The following is a 13,079-nucleotide window of genomic DNA, read 5'->3' as shown; positions in this document are numbered from 1 at the left end:
TTGAGCGCCGCCCTGCGTCGTCTCGTCCTGCTCCGGCACGGGCGGACGCCCTGGAACGCCGCCCACCGCGTCCAGGGTCAGCTCGACGTCGAGCTCGACGACACCGGGCACACCCAGGCGGCCGCGGCGGCCGTCCGGCTGGCCGCGCTGAAGCCCGCCGCGCTCTGGTCGTCCGACAGCGCGCGTGCTCGCCAGACCGCGGCCTACGTGGCCAAGGAGGCGGGCCTCGAGCCGACCTACGACGCGCGCCTGCGTGAGTACTTCCTCGCGGGGCGCCAGGGGATCACCCACGCCGAGTACGCCGAGCAGCACCCCGAGGAGTTCGCCGCCTTCCGGCAGGGCGACTTCGACGTCGTGCCCGGAGGGGAGAAGGCCGCCGAGGTCGCCACCCGGATGGTCGCGGCCGTGCGCGAGCTGCTCGCGTCGGTCGCGCCGGGAGAGGTCGCCGTCGCCGTCTCCCACGGCGCCGCGATCCGCGACGCGATTCCCGCCCTGCTCGGCTGGCCCGTGGCCGAGCGTGCCGCCCTGCACGGACTCGAGAACTGCGGCTGGGCCGAGCTGACGGCCGCCGAGCCCCAGGGGCCGCTCCGGCTGACCGCGTACAACCGGGTGACCCCGATTTCCTGAAGCCGTACGGGTCGGCTAACGTTCTTTCTCGTCGGGAGCGATCCCGATGATTCCTTCGGGGGTGTGGCGCAGCTGGTAGCGCACCTGCATGGCATGCAGGGGGTCAGGGGTTCGAGTCCCCTCACCTCCACCGACACAGAGGCCCGGTCCGCAAGGACCGGGCCTCTGACGTTTCCACCGGAGTTGGCGTCAGCCGATGAGGGTCCCGCCGTCGACGACTGAGACGGTGCCGGTGACGTAGTCCTGGTCCATGAGGGCGAGGAAGGCCTTGGCGACGTCATCCGGCTCGCCGACGCGGCGTAGCGGGAGCGTGGCGGCGAGGTGGGCGTACATGCCCTCGCGGTCCGCCTCGGTCATCTGTGCCCACAGTGGCGAGCGCACCACTCCTGGCGCGACGACGTTGACCCGCAGCGGTGCGAGCTCGACGGCGAGGCTGCGCGCGACGGAGACGATCGCGCCGCAGACCGCCGTGCCGAGGGTCCAGCCGGTGCCGCCCCGGTAGGCAGCGGTGCCGCTCATGAGGGTGATCGAGCCGTTCTCGCTCAGGTGCGGCACGGCGAGGCGGACGGCGTCGAGCATGTGGAAGAGTCGCAGGGCGAAGAACTGCTGGGCGCTCTCGACGGTGTAATCGGCCAGCGGGAAGCCGGTCAGGTTCTCCGCGGCGGTGTAGGCGAAGTGGTCGAACGTGCCGATCTCGTCGAAGAACCCGGCGACGGCCTCGGCGCTGCTGGCGTCGACCGCACGGCCGACGACGCCGGCCGGGAGCTGGGCGAGCGCACGGTCGACGGACTCGGAACGGCGCGAGGCGATGGTCACGGCGGCGCCGGCCTCGGCAGCCCGGCGTGCGGTGGCGAGGCCGATGCCGCTGGTGGCGCCGATGAGGACGATGTGGGAGGAGGCGGAGACTGTCATGCCTCCAGGATCAGCGGGGCCTCGTGGTCTCGTCCAAGACCCTTTCCGTCGTCAGTGATGTCCGCAGGGCATGAGCCAGCTGGATCGCTCGCATCAGGGTCTCGGTGCGGCGATGCGCCGCCCACGCCACGCCGACCTCGCTCGATCCGAGGCCGGCGACCTCTCGGGCGACGACGTCGGGTCGGGTGTAGTAGGCGGCGGTGGACGCGGGCAAGAACGCGACGCCGAGCCCGAGGGCGACCTGTTCCAGCTTCACCTCGACGTCGTGGGGGTAGTGCGCTTCCGTCGACACCACGAGCCCGCGCCGGCGGCGGGCGTCACGCCACTCGGGTACGGCGTCCGGAGACTGCAGCAGCTCCAGCTCGGCCAACGCGTCGATGTCGATCGCCGGTTGCTCGGCGAGGGGGTGGGATCGCGGGAGGACGGCGAGCCGCCGCTCGGCGAACAGCGGACGGATCATCAGTCCACGTGAGGGGACGGGCAGCCTGACGAGCCCGAGATCCACCCGGCCGTCGAGGATCGTCTCGACCTGGTCATCCCAGCTCGTTCGCACGGTGCTCACCTCCAGATCGGGGTACGCGGCCCGCAACCCCTGGAGGATCGGAGTCGCCAGCAGTCCCGGCATGAAGCCGACGACCAGGCGCTGCGCGCCGCGGGCGGCCTGCCGTCCGCGCCGCTGGAACGCCAACGCGGACTGCAGCATTGCCTCCGCGTCGGACAGTAGCTCGCGACCGGTGTCACTGAGGGCGGTGCCCCTGCTCGATCGCTCGAAGAGCGGCACACCGAGTTCTCGTTCAAGAAGCGCGATCTGACGGCTGAGCACCGGCTGCGTCACGTGGAGGCGTTCTGCGGCGCGGCCGAAGCTCAGTTCCTCGGCAACGGCCACGAAATACGCCACCCGACGCAGGCTGAGGTCGCTCACACCGCGATGCTCTCAGACCCCGGGCAAGGCGACCCGCTATTCACACGACAGCGGCCGACCGGGGCGTCACTTTCGCCACCAACGGCGACCGTGCGGTGTGTGTGCTCTTCCACGAGCCGGTCCGCGCCATCGATCCGACCGGTCGGATCCGCCACCCCGGCGCCACGTTCACCGTCGCCGACCCAACGGGTCTGATCGCTAGCCTCGGGGAACGCTGACGCGCATCTCGGACGATCCGGTCGCCGGTGCGTGGCGCCGTCGAGCGGCGAAGTGACGCTCCGGGTGACGCTGGTTCAAACGAGGCCGAGGCGGGCGGCGAGCTTGTCGAGGTGGGCGAGGACCGCGTCGGGCTCGGCGTCGGGGACGCCCCAGATCAGCTCGTCGGCGACGGCCCACTCCGACATGTCCTCCGGAGTGGGCCGCCTGGCGACGAGTACCCGGATGTCGGGCTTACCCTCCCGTCCCGCCGACTCCCACTCGGTCTGGAGCTGCTTGACCTTGTCCCCGATGCCGGCCTCGGTGGGCGTCGTCATCCACCCGTCGGCGTGGCGCGCGATCCAGCGCATCGTCTGTGGGCCGCCGCCGGCGCCCACGATCGTCGGGATCCGGCCCTGCGGGGGCTTGGGATAGGCCCAGGACGGTCCGAAGGAGACGAAGTCCCCGTTGTAGGCGGCCTCCTCCTCGGTCCACAGTGCGCGCATGGCCTCGAGATACTCGCGCAGGACCGTGCGGCGGCGCTCGGCGGGCACGTGGTGATCGGCGAGCTCGTCGGTGTTCCAGCCGAAGCCGACGCCCAGCGTCACCCGCCCGCCGGAGAGGTGGTCGAGCGTGGCGAGCGTCTTGGCCAGCGTGATCGGGTCTGACTCGACCGGCAGCGCCACCGCTGTCGCCAGGGCGATGCGGGACGTGACCGCCGCGCAGGTCGCCAGCGAGACCCACGGGTCCAGGGTGCGCAGGTAGCGGTCGTCGGGCAGGTCGGCACCGCCGGTGGGGTGCAGCGCGTCACGTCGGACGGGGATGTGGGTGTGCTCGGGCACGTAGAACGTGTCGAAGCCGCGCTCCTCGGCCGCCGCTGCCAGGGCGGCCGGGGCGATGCCGCGATCGGACGTGAAGAGGACGAGGCCGTTGCGCATGGGCCCACGGTAGAACACGTTCTACTTCGGGGGAATGGCCGACGGGGAAATGACGCAGGCCCGGTCCTCGCGAACCGGGCCTCCGTCTTCGGTGGAGGTGAGGGGACTCGAACCCCTGACCCCCTGCATGCCATGCAGGTGCGCTACCAGCTGCGCCACACCCCCGAAGGAATCATCGGGATCGCTCCCGACGAGAGAGAACGTTAGCCGACGGGCACCAGCATGGCGAAATCAGGGCTACGACATCACGGCGGTGAGGCGCAGGCGTCTCAGTTGCCGTGCGGGTCGAGCGCATTCAGCGCGGCGACCGTCTCGGCGTAGTCGCCGCGGGCCTCGCCGTAGCGGAGGAACTTCACCCGCTCGACCTGGATCTCGGTGGCGTCCTGCTGGGTCTCGAGGATCTCCAGCACCTCGCTGACGTACTCCTCCAGCGGCATCGCGAACGGGCTCTCCTTCTGGCCCGGGACGATCTCGGTCGCGACGGACGGGGGCTCGAGCTCGAGGATCCGTACGCCGGTGTCGGCCAGCTGCAGGCGCAGCGTCTCGGTGAGCATGTGGACGGCCGCCTTCGTGGCGTTGTAGGTCGGCGTGACCTTGAGCGGGGTGAAGGCGAGGCCCGAGGAGACGGTCATCAGTGTCGCGTCGGGTTGCTTCTGCAGGTGCTCGACGAAGGCGGCGACGAGGCGGATGGTGCCCAGGAGGTTGGTCGTGACGACCTGCTCGGCGTCGGCGAGGAAGCCGGCCGTGGTCCAGTCCTCCACCTTCATGATGCCTGCCATCGTGATCAGGACGTTGAGGTCGGGGTGGGCGCTGAGGACCTCCGCCGCTGCGGTCTCGATGCTGTCCCGGTCGGTGATGTCGATCGTGACGGTGCCGAGGCCCGGATGCTCGGCGGCGAGCTGGTCCAGCAGCGCCGCCCGACGGCCGCCGATGACGACGGTGTTGCCCTTCGCCTGCAGCTCGAGGGCGAGGGCCAGCCCGATGCCGCTGGTCGCGCCCGGGATGAAGACGGTGTTGCCGCTGATCTGGTTGCCGGTGGTGTTCTCGTGGATTCGCATGACTCCACTCCACCGCCGGTCGGGCGGCCGCGGCAGAGAGCGCTTATCGGGGGATCGGCGATCCCTGGTTGTGCGTCAGGACGCCCTCGATACTGGGCGGCATGGACCGCGTTGCGCTCGCCGACTTCCTTACCCGCCGCCGGGAGGAGCTCCAGCCCGGCGACGTCGGGCTCCCGGCCGGACCTCGACGCCGTACGCCGGGCCTGCGACGCGAAGAGGTCGCCGTCCTGGCGACGATGTCGACCGACTACTACACCCGGCTCGAGCAGCAGCGCGGGCCGCAGCCGAGCACCCAAATGCTCGCCTCGCTCGCCCGGGCGCTGCGGCTCTCCGCCGACGAGCGCGACTACCTCTATCGGGTCGCCGGCCACCACACGCCCGACCGGATGTCGCCGAGCGGCTACGTGGCGCCGGCGCTGATGCGGGTCCTGGACCGGCTGACCGACACCCCGGCGCTGGTCCTGTCGGCGTTGGGCGAGGTGCTGGTCCAGAACGAGCTCTCGCTGGCGCTGCACGGCGACCGTACGCACTTCACCGGGCTCGAGCGCAGCGAGATCTATCGATGGTTCGTCTCGCCCGAGACCGAGCGCGCGCTCTATCCGGTCGACGACCGGGACCGGCAGAGCCGCGCACAGGTCGCGTCCCTGCGAGTGGCGTACGGAACGATGGGTGCCGCGTCCCCGGCCGGCGAGCTCGTGCGCGAGCTGCAGCGGGTGTCGCCGGAGTTCGCGGAGCTCTGGGACCGCCAGGAGGTAGCGCGCCGGTTCGAGGACCACAAGGTGCTGCTCCACCCCGAGATCGGCGCGATCGAGCTGGACTGCCAGGTGCTCTTCACCGAGGACCAGTCGCAGGCGCTGCTCGTCCTGACCGCGGCGCCGCGCACCGAGGCAGAGGAGCAGCTGCGCCTGCTGCGGGTGCTGGGCACCCAGCAGTTCGCCGGCACGCAGCGCTGATCGTCGAGCGTCAGGCCAGCGCCATCCGCGGGCGGCGTCCGGCGGTGATCAGCAGCCCAGCGGCGACGATCAGGAGCAGCATCAACACCCCGAAGCCGATGACGGCGGCGTGCACGGCGACCAGCTGCAGCGCGATGCCGAGCAGGACGACCGGCAGCCCCATCCCCACGTAGGCGACCAGGAAGAGGGCGGCGAGCGTCTCGCCGCGGACCGCGGGCGGAGCGAGGGCGATGACCGCGGAGACGCCGCCCTTGAAGGTCAGGCCCGCGCCGAGACCGACCACGATGCCGCCGGCGACCAGGGTGTCGAGGGTGCTGGTGAGGATCGCGCCGACGGTCAGCGCGAGACCGATGGCCAAGGTGATCAGGCCGGCCGGGTAGAGCTCGCTGGTCCGCCACTTCGCGGCGACGATCTGGGCGATCGCCGCAGATCCGAAGGCGCTCGAGGCGATGAAGCCGGCCAGGACGTGCGAGGTGTGGTGCAGGGTGCCCGCCACGAAGGACGGAGCGAGCGAGCTGAAGAAGCCGAAGCTGGCGAAGGCGACGAACGCGGCCACCGAGGCTGCCCAGAAGCCGGCGCGAGCCTCGTCGGGGATCGAGACGCGCTGCGGACGGTAGCGCCACTCGTCGGTGGGGAGCTCGACCGTCTCGGGGACCGTGGCGACCAGGAGGACGCCCGCGGTGAGCAGGAAGAGGAAGACGACGAAGGGCGTGAAGAGCGGTCGCGGGGCGTACTGGGCCAGCAGGCCTGCCGCCAGCGGGCCGATCGCCAGGCCGCCGAGGTTCGCGGCCGTCGCGACCACAGCGGCGAGGGTCGGCGTGGCCTCAGGCCGGGCCTGTCGGTGCAGCTCGGTCAGGTGAGCGGTGGCGGTCGCGGTGAGCATCCCGACGCCGATGCCGCACAGGAAGCGCGCCACCAGCAGCCAGCCCAGCTCGTGCGAGGTCACGAAGACCAGGCCGGACAGGATGTTGAACATGACCGCGGGAATCGCCAGGCGGCGCCGGCCGAAGCGGTCCGAGAGGTGCCCGGTGAGGTACAGGCTGAGGGCGACGCCGACGGCATAGACCGAGAAGATCACCGTCACGGTGAAGGAGCCGAAGCCGTCCTCGGCGGCGTACAGCCCGTACAGGGGTGCCGGGACCGTCGCGAAGGCGAGGGTGGCGGCGAAGAGCAGCGCCACGAGCCAGAAGCTGCGGGCGTGGTGCCGGCGGGCGGCCGGTGAAAGAGCCGATGCGGTGGTCATGTCCTCGATGGTGACGCGATCGCAGCATCACCTCCAACGAAAGAATCCGATGGGTTCGATCTCGTCCCGCGATAGTGTCGGAGGGTGCAGCCGCATCAGCTGGAGTACTTCCTCGCCGTCGCCGAGACCGGCAGCTTCACCCGCGGCGCGGAACGGGCCGGCGTCGTGCAGTCGGCGGTCTCGACAGCGGTCAAACAGCTGGAGCACGAGCTCGGCGTCGCGCTGATCGAACGGGGCTATCACCGGCTCGCGCTGACTCCGGAGGGCGAGGCGCTGCTGCCGCGGGCGCGGGAGGTGCTGAGCTCCTTCGCGGCGGCGAAGGACGCCGTGGCCAGCGCCCGCGGCACCGTGGTCGGGACGGTCGTCCTCGGCACCCTGGCGTACACGGGACGCTTCGACATCGCCGCGGCCCTACAACGCTGCCGCGAGGCGTATCCGCAGGTGGCGGTGCATCTGCGGCAGACCTTCTCCGGCTCGGCGAGCAGCATCGACCAGGTCCGTACGGGCGACCTCGATCTCGCGCTGGTCGCGACCCAGGGCCGGGTCGCCGGCATCGAGTTCCACGAGATCGGCACCGAACGGCTCGTCTTCGTCTGCTCACCCGGACACCCGCTCGCGCGAGCGCGCTCGGTGTCGGTGGCCGACCTCGGTGAGGAGCCGTTCGTCGACTACCCGACCGGCTGGGGCAACCGCACGACCGTCGACCTGGCCTTCGCCGCGGCGGGCGTGCGCCGCACCGTCTCGACCGAGGTCACCGACTTCCCACTCGCCCGGTCCCTCGTCGCGCGCGGCCTCGGCGTCACGATCCTCCCCGAGCACGCGGTGCCGGTGGACGCGGGTGCCGTCGCGGTGCCGCTCGCCGAGGACCTGCGGTGGGTCTGTCGGCTCGCGATCTCCTCCGAGCGGCCGCTCTCGCGCGCCGCCGACCGCGTCGCCGCGATGTTGCTCGGCACCTGACGGCGTCATCCCATTCCGCTGGCGCTGTCAGTGGGGGAGAGTGTCGCCATGACGCGCGGAACCAGCTTCTCCGTGGCACGCGGGCCGGACGACGCGGACGCGGTGCCGCCGGTCCGGTACGGAGCGCCCGATAACGAGGTGCCGGCCGTCCTCGCCGTCGAGAAGGTGCTGGGGGCCAGCGACGATCTGGTCATCTTCCTCGCCGGGATGCGGGTATACAGCAACGGTCTCGAGTTCGAGCTCGAGGCGCGCTTGCGGCCCGGGGCGCGACTGGGTGACCGGGCTGGGATCTGGGAGGTACTGACGGAGTACCACTCGCCGGGCCGACCAGCGGGTCAGCGCGCACTGCTAGGCGTGCAGTTCGCCGACGGTCGACGTGGCTCGAACGTCGAGGGCGTCGCCGACGGCGGCGTGTCCCTCGGGTCGAGCCGCAGCGGCGGCGGCCCCCGAGCGGCTCAGGCGACGTACTTCCTGTCGCCGCTGCCGCCGCCAGGGGAGCTCCGGATCATCTGCGCCCTTCCCGGGGCGGGCATCGACGAGACGGTGACCGTCGTCGACGCCGAGGAGATCCTCGCCGCAGCGGCCCGGGTACGTGAGCTGTGGCCCTGGGAGCCGGAGCGGCACGACCTGCGCCGCCCGTCGCCTCCCGCGTTCCCGGACGGCAGCTGGTTCAGCTCCTCCGCCCAGCCGGAGGTCGACTGACGGACTCAGCGGCCGCGCCGTGAGCCGCGGTAGGCCGCCTCTCGTACGCCGGAGAGGAACCGCACCGGGTGAAGGTGCGGATCGGCGTGCAGCATCGGGTCGAAGGGGAGTGACGCGTCCGCGCCGACCTCGTGCACGATCAGCCGCCCGACCGAGTGCCAGCCGCCGTGGGACTCCTCCACCGCGAAGGTGAGCGGGTGCTCGGCGTCGACGTGGTCGAGAGCCTCGAGAGAGGCGTCGGGCAGCGAGTCCTCGGTCGGGGTGAGCGCGATCAGCGTGTGCTCGTGCTCGCCGGTCTGCGGGTCGTCGGCGGCGTACGGCATGACCGTGCTGAACGATCGAGCCGTCCAGCGCGTCGACGGCAGGATCAGGCGCCGGCCCCAGCGCCCGTCCCCGGTCGTGGTGAAGAGCAGATCGATCGGCTCCTCACCGCGCTCGATCCGTACTGCCAGACCGAGGAAGTCCGCCAGGCGGCCGGGCAGCCCGACGCCGCGGGAGAGGCGCACGGTCACCGGGTGATCGGCCGCGCCCACGACCCGTCCGATCGCGGAGTCCGGGTCGGACACCACCAACAGGCCGCGGCCGACGCGTCCGTCGGGGTGGAAGCCGCGCGCGTGGCGCAGCTGGGCGAGGCGGCGGAAGCCGGCGGTCACGGGAGTCAGGGGAGTCGCCATGGGTGGCCGGTACCCACTCGGCGGTGTGGGAGGGCCGAGTCGGCGGTGCGGGAGGGCCGAGTCGGCGGTGCGGGAGGGCCGAGTCGGCGGTGCGGGAGGGCCGAGTCGGCGGTGCGGGAGGGCCGAGTCGGCGGTGCGGGAGGGCCGAGTCGGCGGTGCGGGAGGGCCGAGTCGGCGGTGCGGGAGGGCCGAGTGACTAGCCTGGCCTCCATGTCTGCTCCCACCCTCGGCGACGTCGTCGACCTGCTGCACGGTTGGTACCCGCCGGAGACCGCCGCGGGATGGGATGCCGTCGGGCTCGTGGCCGGCGACCCGGCGGCGCCGTGCGCGAAGGTCCTGTTCGCGGTCGACCCGACTCCCGAGGTCGCCCACGAGGCCGCGGAATGGGGTGCGAACCTCCTGGTCACCCACCACCCGCTCTTCCTCAAGCCGGTGCACGGCTTCGCGCCGGTCACCCCGAAGGGGCGCACGGTCTGGACCCTGATGCAGGCCGGCTGCGGACTGCTGGCCGCGCACACCAACGCCGACCAGGCGCTCGACGGGGTGAGTGAGGCGATGGCGCTCGCGCTCGGGCTGCGGGACATCCGCCCGCTGGAGCCGCTCCCGACGCCCGACAGCGAGATCGGGTTCGGCCGGATCGGCACCCTGCCCGCGCCCATGTCGCTCGCCGACTTCGCGCAGCACGTGGCCGGCGCGGTCCCGGCGACGACCGCGGGGATCAAGGCGGCGGGCGACCCGGCCCGTACGGTCCAGCGGGTGGCGCTGTGCGGGGGAGCCGGCGACTCGATGCTCGGCCTGGCTGCGGACAGCGGCGCCGACGTCTACGTCACCAGCGACCTGCGCCATCACGTGAGCAGCGAGTTCCTCGAGGACGGGACCACCGCCCTGGTCGACGTGCCGCACTGGGCGGCCGAGTGGACCTGGCTGCCCGTCGTCGCGAGGCGTCTCCAGGAGGCTCTGGGCGATAGGGTGACCACGCGCGTCTCCGAGATCGTCACCGATCCCTGGTCGCTGCGCGTCTAGTCCTACATCTCAAGAGGAGCCACCTGGTGAAGGCCGACCCGTTCGCACAGCTCAAGCTGCTGGACATCGCCGAGATCGACGCGCGGATCCTGCAGCTGCGTCACCAGCTGAAGAACCTCCCGGAGAGCAAGCAGATCGCCGAGCTCCAGATCGAGCGCAAGAAGGTCGACGACACCGCGATCGACTTCCGCATCCAGCGCGACGACCTCGCCGTGGCCGTCGCCAAGGCCGAGAAGGACGTCGAGGCCGTCCGCGTCCGCCGCACCAAGGAGCAGGCCCGCATCGACGCCGGCCAGGTCACCAATCCCAAGGACCTCGAGCGCCTCCAGGCCGAGCTGGCCAACATCGACCGCCGCATCGGCGTTCTCGAGGACGAGGAGCTCGAGGTGATGGAGCAGCTCGACGAGGCCACCAAGGCCGCCGCCGGCTTCGATCTCAAGATCGACGAGTTCGACGCCCGCATCCAGGAGCTCACCAACGCACGCACCGAGCGCGCCGCCGACGTCGAGCGGGAGCTCGCCTCTATCACCGCCGACCGTGGGCCCGCGATCGAGGGCATGCCTGCCGACCTGATGGCGCTCTACGACCGGATCCGCGAGCAGAGCGGCATCGGCGCCGCCGAGCTGCGTGCCAAGCAGTGCGGCGGCTGCCGGCTGAGCGTCGAGCCGGCTGAGCTCTCCCGCATCCGCACCGCGCCCAGTGACGAGGTCATCCGGCACGAGGAGTGCGGCGTGATCATGGTCCGGACCGCCGAGTCCGGCCTCTGAGTCCCGTGTCCGGACTCGAGCGGGTCATCGTCGAGGCCGATGGCGGGTCACGGGGCAACCCGGGACCGGCGTCGTACGGCGCCCTCGTGCGCGACGCCGCCAGCGGCGACGTGCTCGCCGAGGACGGCACCCCGATCGGCATCGCGACCAACAACGTCGCCGAGTACTCCGGTCTCATCGCCGGCCTGCGCCTCGCTGCTGAGGTCGCGCCCGGCGCGGCGATCGAGGTCCGGATGGACTCCAAGCTCGTTGTCGAGCAGATGAGCGGACGCTGGCAGGTCAAGCACCCGGGCATGAAGCCTCTCTTCGCCGAGGCCCGGCTCCTCGCGCCAGAGGGCACCACGTACGTCTGGGTGCCGCGCGAGCAGAACAAGCACGCCGACCGGCTCGCCAACGAGGCGCTCGACGGCATCCGGCACGGCGCGACCATCACGTCGCGCTCCGAGGACGAGTCGAGCCTGATCGCGTCCGTCGAGTCGGTGAAGGGCGAGGTCCCGGCCCGCGGCTGGGGCGCCCCGGGTGCCGCGACGACGCTGATCCTGCTGCGGCACGGCGTCACCCCGCACACGGCCGAGAAGCGGTTCTCCGGCGGCCTGGCCTCGGCCAACCCGCCGCTGTCCGACGACGGGCGCGCCCAGATCCGCGCCGCTGCGGAGTGGCTGCTGCCGATCAAGGACCGGATCGCCGGCATCGTGTCCTCGCCCGTCCGCCGCACCCGCGAGTCCGCCGAGATCGCCGCCGGCGTGCTCGGCAAGGAGGTCGCCGAGGAGCACGGGTTCGCCGAGATGGAGTTCGGCGAGTGGGACGGGCTGACCTTCGCCGAGGTGGGGGAGCGGTTCCCCGGGGAGCTGGAGCGCTGGCTCGGCTCGTTGGACGAGGCGCCTCGCGGTGGCGAGTCGCTGCGCGCCGCCGAGAAGCGCGTCCTGGCCGGGCTCGACCGCGTACTGGACCGCTTCCACGGCCAGACGGTGCTGGTCGTCAGCCACGTCACGCCGATCAAGGCCCTGGTCGCCCGCGCCCTCGAGTCCGAGCTGGACGCGGTCTACCGGATGGAGCTTGCGCCCGCCTCGATCAGCGTGATCACGTTCTACGACGACGGCAACGACGGATCGACCCGCGGATCGCTGCGACTCTTCAACGCCCTCCCGCCGTCGCGCGACCCGATCCTCACCGTCTCGACCTGGTGAACGCCGAGAAGTCACTTATTGCGGCTTGAGAGGTCACTTCTCGAGCCGCCACAAGTCACTTCTCGAGGCTCGAGAGGTGACCTCTCGCGCCGCAGAAAGTGACTTCTCGACCTCAGAGGTCCGTGACGACGACGTCGAGCTGGGTGCCCTTCTTGGTCGGGTCGCCGACCTCGACGGCCCAGCCGAGGTCGCGCAGGGCGTCGGCGAGCCTGGCGGGGGTCTTCGGGGCGGCACCGGACTCCATCAGCGCGCGGACGATGCGGCCCTTGGTGGCCTTGTTGAAGTGGCTGACCACCTTGCGCACGCCCTTGACCTCGTGCAGCACGCGGACCGTGGCCGTCCGGGCGGCGACCTGGTCGGGACGCCAGAAGGCTGCGTACGTGCCGGAGCGGAGATCAATGAGAAGGCCGTCGCCCCCGCCCGTCTGATCCAGCGCCTCGACCGCGGCCGGGCCGAGGTGGCTGCGCCAATGCGCCTGGACGCCGCCCAGACCGGGGAGGGTCGTGTCGCCCGACAGCCGGTACGCCGGGATGCGGTCGCCCATCCCGACCAGGCCGAAGACCGACGACGTGACCATCACGCGGGAGGCCGCGCGGCGCTTGGCCGGCGGCGACATCGAGGGCGCATCGAGAGCGTCGTAGAGCACGCCCGTGTAGATCGCGTCCGCGCGCGCCGTCGGCGCGGACGCCAGCCCGGCGTTGAGCGCGACCAGCTCGGGCTGGGTCTTCGGCACGCCGAGGACCTCCATCGCCTTCGCCTCGTCGCCCTGGCACAGCGCGACCAGCGAGTCGATGACCGCGGCGCGAGCTGCGGTCAGCGACGGCAGCGAGAGGCCCTCGAGATCGAGCGCGGCACCGCGCCTCGGCGCGGTTTTTCCCTCGGAGGGCGGGAGCAGGATCAACACGAGCCGCTATCTTTCCA

The 13,079-nt window shown here is 71.7% G+C and carries 14 protein-coding genes and 2 tRNA genes; 8 read left to right on the top strand and 8 right to left on the bottom strand.

The features are described from left to right. Positions 1-627, top strand: coding sequence for a histidine phosphatase family protein (locus KSO98_RS05280; RefSeq protein WP_225283951.1), 627 nt, complete (start codon positions 1-3; stop codon positions 625-627). 57 nt (positions 628-684) lie between these two features. Then, positions 685-757, top strand: a tRNA-Ala gene (locus tag KSO98_RS05275). A gap of 59 nt (positions 758-816) precedes the next feature. Here KSO98_RS05275 and KSO98_RS05270 read toward each other — a convergent pair. From KSO98_RS05270 to KSO98_RS05250, 5 genes are all read right to left on the bottom strand, one after another. Further along, positions 817-1,539 carry an SDR family oxidoreductase gene (locus KSO98_RS05270; RefSeq protein ID WP_225283950.1) on the bottom strand — a complete coding sequence of 241 codons (723 nt, stop codon included), beginning with the start codon at positions 1,537-1,539 and terminating at the stop codon, positions 817-819. A 10-nt stretch (positions 1,540-1,549) separates the two neighbouring features. Next, positions 1,550-2,461, bottom strand: coding sequence for a LysR family transcriptional regulator (locus KSO98_RS05265; protein ID WP_225283949.1), 912 nt, complete (start codon positions 2,459-2,461; stop codon positions 1,550-1,552). A gap of 293 nt (positions 2,462-2,754) precedes the next feature. Further along, complete coding sequence (locus tag KSO98_RS05260) at positions 2,755-3,594, bottom strand: LLM class F420-dependent oxidoreductase (protein WP_225283948.1); 840 nt, start codon at positions 3,592-3,594, stop codon at positions 2,755-2,757. A gap of 92 nt (positions 3,595-3,686) precedes the next feature. After that, a tRNA-Ala gene (locus KSO98_RS05255) sits at positions 3,687-3,759 on the bottom strand. A 104-nt stretch (positions 3,760-3,863) separates the two neighbouring features. Beyond that, entirely contained in the window at positions 3,864-4,652 is a 789-nt protein-coding gene (locus KSO98_RS05250; RefSeq protein ID WP_225283947.1) for an SDR family oxidoreductase, read from the bottom strand. 101 nt (positions 4,653-4,753) lie between these two features. Here KSO98_RS05250 and KSO98_RS05245 point away from each other — a divergent pair, with 101 nt between their 5' ends. Then, entirely contained in the window at positions 4,754-5,605 is an 852-nt protein-coding gene (locus KSO98_RS05245) for a helix-turn-helix transcriptional regulator (protein WP_225283945.1), read from the top strand. Positions 5,606-5,615: 10 nt separating this feature from the next. On the opposite strand, the gene KSO98_RS05240 is transcribed toward KSO98_RS05245, so the two are convergent. Next, on the bottom strand, positions 5,616-6,848 hold the full coding sequence (locus tag KSO98_RS05240; RefSeq protein ID WP_225283943.1) for an MFS transporter: 1,233 nt from the start codon (positions 6,846-6,848) through the stop codon (positions 5,616-5,618). Positions 6,849-6,932: 84 nt separating this feature from the next. Between KSO98_RS05240 and KSO98_RS05235 the strand changes: the two genes are divergently transcribed. Further along, a complete protein-coding gene (locus tag KSO98_RS05235) occupies positions 6,933-7,805 on the top strand; it encodes a LysR family transcriptional regulator (RefSeq protein ID WP_225283942.1) in 873 nt (290 codons plus the stop codon). Between the two features lie 48 nt (positions 7,806-7,853). Next, the gene (locus KSO98_RS05230) at positions 7,854-8,507 is read left to right on the top strand and encodes a hypothetical protein (RefSeq protein WP_225283941.1); all 654 of its coding nucleotides are present in this window, start codon (positions 7,854-7,856) and stop codon (positions 8,505-8,507) included. A 5-nt stretch (positions 8,508-8,512) separates the two neighbouring features. Here KSO98_RS05230 and KSO98_RS05225 read toward each other — a convergent pair whose 3' ends face one another. Next, a complete protein-coding gene (locus KSO98_RS05225; RefSeq protein WP_225283940.1) occupies positions 8,513-9,181 on the bottom strand; it encodes a hypothetical protein in 669 nt (222 codons plus the stop codon). A 210-nt stretch (positions 9,182-9,391) separates the two neighbouring features. Here KSO98_RS05225 and KSO98_RS05220 point away from each other — a divergent pair, with 210 nt between their 5' ends. The 3 genes from KSO98_RS05220 to KSO98_RS05210 are packed head-to-tail and all read left to right on the top strand — an operon-like array spanning position 9,392 to position 12,158. Next, entirely contained in the window at positions 9,392-10,204 is an 813-nt protein-coding gene (locus tag KSO98_RS05220; protein WP_225283939.1) for a Nif3-like dinuclear metal center hexameric protein, read from the top strand. 26 nt (positions 10,205-10,230) lie between these two features. Further along, complete coding sequence (locus tag KSO98_RS05215; RefSeq protein WP_225283938.1) at positions 10,231-10,971, top strand: zinc ribbon domain-containing protein; 741 nt, start codon at positions 10,231-10,233, stop codon at positions 10,969-10,971. Between the two features lie 5 nt (positions 10,972-10,976). Next, on the top strand, positions 10,977-12,158 hold the full coding sequence (locus KSO98_RS05210; RefSeq protein ID WP_225283937.1) for a bifunctional RNase H/acid phosphatase: 1,182 nt from the start codon (positions 10,977-10,979) through the stop codon (positions 12,156-12,158). 112 nt (positions 12,159-12,270) lie between these two features. On the opposite strand, the gene yaaA is transcribed toward KSO98_RS05210, so the two are convergent. Continuing rightward, positions 12,271-13,062: a peroxide stress protein YaaA gene (yaaA, locus tag KSO98_RS05205; RefSeq protein ID WP_225283936.1), complete on the bottom strand. Its 792-nt coding sequence runs from the start codon at positions 13,060-13,062 to the stop codon at positions 12,271-12,273. Positions 13,063-13,079 lie beyond the last annotated feature (17 nt).

This window comes from Nocardioides nematodiphilus (assembly GCF_020216525.1).
Taxonomy (GTDB): Bacteria; Actinomycetota; Actinomycetes; order Propionibacteriales; family Nocardioidaceae; genus Nocardioides; species Nocardioides nematodiphilus.
The sequence above is the reverse complement of the archived record's forward strand: the minus strand, read 5'-3'. Positions and strand labels throughout refer to the sequence as shown.

Coding starts and splice junctions, on each gene's coding strand:
- KSO98_RS05270 (WP_225283950.1), bottom strand. CDS start 1,539: ATGACAGTCTCCGCCTCCTCCCACATCGTCCTCATCGGCGCCACCAGC.
- KSO98_RS05260 (WP_225283948.1), bottom strand. CDS start 3,594: ATGCGCAACGGCCTCGTCCTCTTCACGTCCGATCGCGGCATCGCCCCG.
- KSO98_RS05250 (WP_225283947.1), bottom strand. CDS start 4,652: ATGCGAATCCACGAGAACACCACCGGCAACCAGATCAGCGGCAACACC.
- KSO98_RS05245 (WP_225283945.1), top strand. CDS start 4,754: ATGGACCGCGTTGCGCTCGCCGACTTCCTTACCCGCCGCCGGGAGGAG.
- KSO98_RS05240 (WP_225283943.1), bottom strand. CDS start 6,848: ATGACCACCGCATCGGCTCTTTCACCGGCCGCCCGCCGGCACCACGCC.
- KSO98_RS05230 (WP_225283941.1), top strand. CDS start 7,854: ATGACGCGCGGAACCAGCTTCTCCGTGGCACGCGGGCCGGACGACGCG.
- KSO98_RS05225 (WP_225283940.1), bottom strand. CDS start 9,181: ATGGCGACTCCCCTGACTCCCGTGACCGCCGGCTTCCGCCGCCTCGCC.
- KSO98_RS05220 (WP_225283939.1), top strand. CDS start 9,392: ATGTCTGCTCCCACCCTCGGCGACGTCGTCGACCTGCTGCACGGTTGG.